3 protein-coding genes and 2 pseudogenes are annotated in these 4,471 nt (G+C 40.5%); all 5 read right to left on the bottom strand.

Translation table 11 applies throughout. The annotated features are described in order from the left end of the window. Window positions 1-126: 126 nt before the first annotated feature. Window positions 127-306 (bottom strand): annotated as a pseudogene (locus ACEO2X_RS13395) (iron ABC transporter permease); the annotation flags it as partial. A gap of 87 nt (window positions 307-393) precedes the next feature. Beyond that, entirely contained in the window at window positions 394-1,410 is a 1,017-nt protein-coding gene (locus ACEO2X_RS13390; protein WP_004975434.1) for an extracellular solute-binding protein, read from the bottom strand. A 34-nt stretch (window positions 1,411-1,444) separates the two neighbouring features. After that, window positions 1,445-2,563, bottom strand: coding sequence for an ABC transporter ATP-binding protein (locus ACEO2X_RS13385; RefSeq protein WP_179989369.1), 1,119 nt, complete (start codon window positions 2,561-2,563; stop codon window positions 1,445-1,447). Window positions 2,564-2,831: 268 nt separating this feature from the next. Then, window positions 2,832-4,187, bottom strand: coding sequence for an amino acid permease (locus tag ACEO2X_RS13380; protein ID WP_171287414.1), 1,356 nt, complete (start codon window positions 4,185-4,187; stop codon window positions 2,832-2,834). 164 nt (window positions 4,188-4,351) lie between these two features. Continuing rightward, window positions 4,352-4,471: pseudogene (locus tag ACEO2X_RS13375) on the bottom strand (IS982 family transposase); the annotation flags it as partial.

Genomic DNA, 4,471 nt, shown 5'->3' with positions numbered 1-4,471 from the left:
TAGCAACAGGAGGTGTTGCTGAATATATATCCATGTTCATGGATTAAGTCCCCACTTGTTTCTAAGTGGGGACTAAATTAAGGCTTATAGGATGAATTCAGAAGGTGTGTTCAGCGGACGCTTACCACCCAACAATAAAATCCCTGTTTCTGCCAACGTGTGTGGAATTACATAACGCAGCAGATGCCCCCAAATTTCGCTATCACCTTGTAATGCTGTCCAAATTAAAGCGAGCACAGGTAAACAGGCGAGTAGCGTCAATAACCCACTGAGCGAAAATAAAAAATTAAATTTATTTTTAAGCATTGCAATAGAGGTACTAAATAAGGGGGAGGGAACAGCTGAGCATCTTACAGTGCAAAGCGCTGCACTGTAAGACAAAAGCAGAAAATTTTAGCGGTTAAACTGGACTTTATCGACCAATAAGTTGGCGGCTTTACGGTGACGTGCAATATCGCTTAAACGAATTGAATCAATATTCAGTTTGCCAAAACTAGCGATAATCGGGTCAATTTTCACTCCAGGTTTGACAGGGTATTCAAAGCCGTTTTGTGCGTAGATGGCTTGTGCATGATCTGAAGCTAAAAACTCGAGCAGTTGTACAGCTTCTTTACGGTTTGGTGCATGTTTAGAAACCACTGCACCCGATACGTTTACATGCGTTCCACCATTTTTAAAACGTGGTAACACAACATTAATCGCATTGCCCCAGCGCTTTTGTTCCGCATCACCTGTACGCATCGTGCCGACATAATAGGTGTTGGCAACGCCAATATCACAAATTTTACCTAAAATATCACGTGCCACATCACGGTCACCACCGCTGGCTGGGCGAGCTAAATTGGCTTTCACACCACGCAACCAAGTTTCGGCTTGTTTTTCACCATGATGAGCGATATAAGCCGCAATTAAAGCAGTGTTATATGGATGGTTGCCTGAGCGAATACAGATTTTATTTTTCCATTTTGGATTGGCTAAATCTTCATAAGTAATCGCATTAAGCGGTGTACGGTCTTTAGAGGCATAGACGGCACGTGCACGCATCGACAAGGCATACCAATGACCATTGGCAGCACGTAAATTGGCAGGAATTGCACTATTTAAGGTTTTAGAACTCACGCGCTGAGTTAGACCACTTTCAACCAAATCAACCAAGTTCCCAAAATCTACAGTCAGCATCACATCGGCAGGCGAGCGACGGCCTTCTGCTTTCACACGTTCTAATAAACCATCTTTAATAAAAACCGTATTCACTTTTACCCCAGTTTTTTGGGTAAATTCAGTCAATAAAGTTTGAATGAGCACAGGTTCACGTGTGGTGTATAAATTGACTTCCGCTGCTTGTGCGACACTTGCACCAAATGCAAGTAAACCTGTAACAAGTAATGATAGTTTCGACAATGGTTTCATACAGTATTCCTAATTAAAAAATTTAAATTGAAATCTAAACCTGAACAGCAGCTTGAGTAGAAGATGAAGCAGTGGGTGATTGTTCATCAGACGCCAAGTAATAACAGCTGTTTAAATTGACAGAAACATAGACTTGTTCAGCGGGCTGAATATCTTGAAGATGACTGACTTGCGCCAAAAGAGTGAGATCGTGATCGCGTAGTTTTAGACGCAGTTGTTGCGCATGTCCCATAAAACTGGATGACACAACGCTTGCGGGCAACGCATTTTCACTTGGTGTTTGGCTGACACGCAAGTGATGCGGACGGAAGCAGCAAACGATTGAGTCTTGAGCGTTTACATGTTCTGGTAAATCAATCTTGCCAAATACAGTGTGAATTTCTTGCTGCTTGATGCGCGTTGGAATTTCATTCAACGAAGAAAAATATCGTGCAGCAAACAACGTTTTCGGCTGTAAATAAAGTTGTTTCGGTGAACCAATTTGAATAATTTGCCCTTGATGCATCAAAATAATTTGATCGGCAATTTGCAATGCTTCTTCTGGGTCATGTGTCACGATAACCGTAGTCGTTGCAGTTTGTTTGAGGAGTTGAATGGTATTTTGACGAATTTGATCACGCAGACGATGATCCAAATTTGAAAAAGGTTCATCCATCAACAAAACTTGCGGTTCTGGTGCTAAGGCACGTGCTAAGGCAACGCGTTGTTGTTCGCCGCCCGAAAGTGTATATGGATAGCTGTCTTGATGATGCAACATGGAAACATGCGCTAAAGCTTGTTTGGCAATGGTTTCCCGCTGCGCTTTGGGAAATTTCTTTAAGCCAAACATAACATTGTCTAACACACTTAAATGTGGGAAAAGTGCATAATCCTGAAACACTAAACCAATATTGCGTGCTTCCGCAGGAATCTGTGCTTGCTCACTCCACAAGGTATTTTGTTCCAGTTGGATTGTGCCGCTGCTTGGTGTTTCCAAGCCTGCAATCAGACGTAGCATTGTGGTTTTGCCGCAGCCTGAATGACCTAATAAACACACAATTTGTCCACTCATCGCTGACCATGTTGCTTGTTGCACTGCAAAACGCGAACCAAACTTTTTACTGAGCTGTTGGATCGTCAAGACATTGGCAGGTTGAGCAGCGTACGCATTCATAGTTTATTCACACGACAAATTTTGTGCTCAAATGATAACTAAGAACTCTTCTCATGTAGAGTCTTTTTATCATTTAGAATGTAAATGATGTAGTTTTTGCTACAAATAGTTGAAATATCAACTGAAAACAATAGGTTGGAATTTAAATTATTTTAAGTGCAGCACTTTATTTATGGGCTATTAAAAGGGGGGGCTTAAAAGCAAAAAGTTACTGCCGAAGCAATAACTTTTCAATTTTTAGAAATCTGTACTATGCGTACTATGCAAATTAAGGTTTTTTCGCATTAAGCACTCTAAATAAAATGTACATCAAGACCACCCATACAGGAATCATAATGACTGATTCTTTAAAGCCTTGAGTCCACATAATATAAAGTACCACTGCAATAAACGCTAAAACCAAATAGTTGCTAAATGGTGACCATAGCGCAGGGAACTTAGTTGGAATCGCTAATTTTTTCAGTGTGCTGGTAAATTTAAGGTGAGTCAAACTGATCATCGCCCAGTTTAAAACCAATGCACCCACAACAATATACATGAGGTGGCTTAAAGCTTCTTCAGGTACAAAGTAGTTCAACAATACACAGCCGAAAATTAATACCGCAGAGAATAATACTGCTGGAATTGGCACACCTTGTTTATTCACTTTTAGGAAAATTTTTGGTGCGTTACCTTGTTTGGCTAAACCAAACAGCATACGGCTGTTGGCATACATCCCACTGTTATACACAGAAAGTGCCGCAGTCAAAATCACGAAATTCAGTAAGTGCGCTGCCCATTCAATGCCCATTTGACTAAAAATCATTACGAATGGACTTTTATCTAAACCACCTAAATCTAACTGATTCCAAGGCACTAAAGACAATAGAATGGTGAGTGAACCGATATAGAAAATTAGAATACGGAACACCACTTGGTTAATGGCTTTAGGAATGGTTTTTTCAGGATCTTGCGCTTCTGCGGCTGCCATACCAATCAACTCAATGCCGCCAAAGGCAAACATGAGGAATGCCAGCATGAAGAACAAACCTTCAAAGCCATTCGGGAAGAACCCCCCATGCGCCCAAAGGTTGCTGAATGATGCGGTTGAATTGGCATCTGCAGAAAGTAAGAGATATAAACCAAACACAATCATCGAAACCACAGCAGCGACTTTAATGATTGCTAGCCAGAACTCTGATTCACCGTAGAACTTTACATTGCCCAAGTTAATAATGGTAATCACAATGAAAAAGAACAGTGCCGATGTCCAAGCAGGAATATGCGGCCACCAATAGTTAATGTATTTGGCAACTGCGGTGAGTTCTGCCATTGCCACCAAAATATACAAAATCCAATAGTTCCAACCTGCTAAAAAGCCGGGGAATTTACCTGCATATTTATAGGCAAAGTGACTGAATGATCCTGCAACGGGCTCATGAACAATCATTTCCCCCAATTGGCGCATAATTAAAAATGCAATAAGACCACCAATGGCGTAACCCAAAATAATAGAAGGGCCAGCAGATTGGATGACCTGCGCGGAACCTAAGAATAAGCCTGTACCAATTGCGCCACCCATGGCAATCAATTGAATATGGCGGTTCTTTAAGCCACGCTGAAGTTGTGAAGACTCGTTGTTCAAAGTATTCAGCCCGACAAGGAAAAAGTGACAAGATTGTAATAGATCAAATTTCATTAGCCTAGTAGCTAGGCAATAATGAAATAAATTTATAATAAATATTAAAATATTTTATGGTTTTTATTTGTATAAAAGATAAGTGAATCAATATATTAATTTTACCCCAGTTACGGATAAGCCAAAGATTTAATCACATGAATTTTAGGCTTATTCTTTTGGCAAAGTTGATACGCACATAGTGAAGAAAATACGCCTGCTAAAAAACCAGCAATCGAACGATGTTTACT

This window comes from Acinetobacter sp. AL9, assembly GCF_041464035.1.
Taxonomy (GTDB): domain Bacteria; phylum Pseudomonadota; class Gammaproteobacteria; order Pseudomonadales; family Moraxellaceae; genus Acinetobacter; species Acinetobacter towneri.
The sequence above is the reverse complement of the archived record's forward strand: the minus strand, read 5'-3'. Positions and strand labels throughout refer to the sequence as shown.

Coding starts and splice junctions, on each gene's coding strand:
- ACEO2X_RS13390 (WP_004975434.1), bottom strand. CDS start 1,410: ATGAAACCATTGTCGAAACTATCATTACTTGTTACAGGTTTACTTGCA.
- ACEO2X_RS13385 (WP_179989369.1), bottom strand. CDS start 2,563: ATGAATGCGTACGCTGCTCAACCTGCCAATGTCTTGACGATCCAACAG.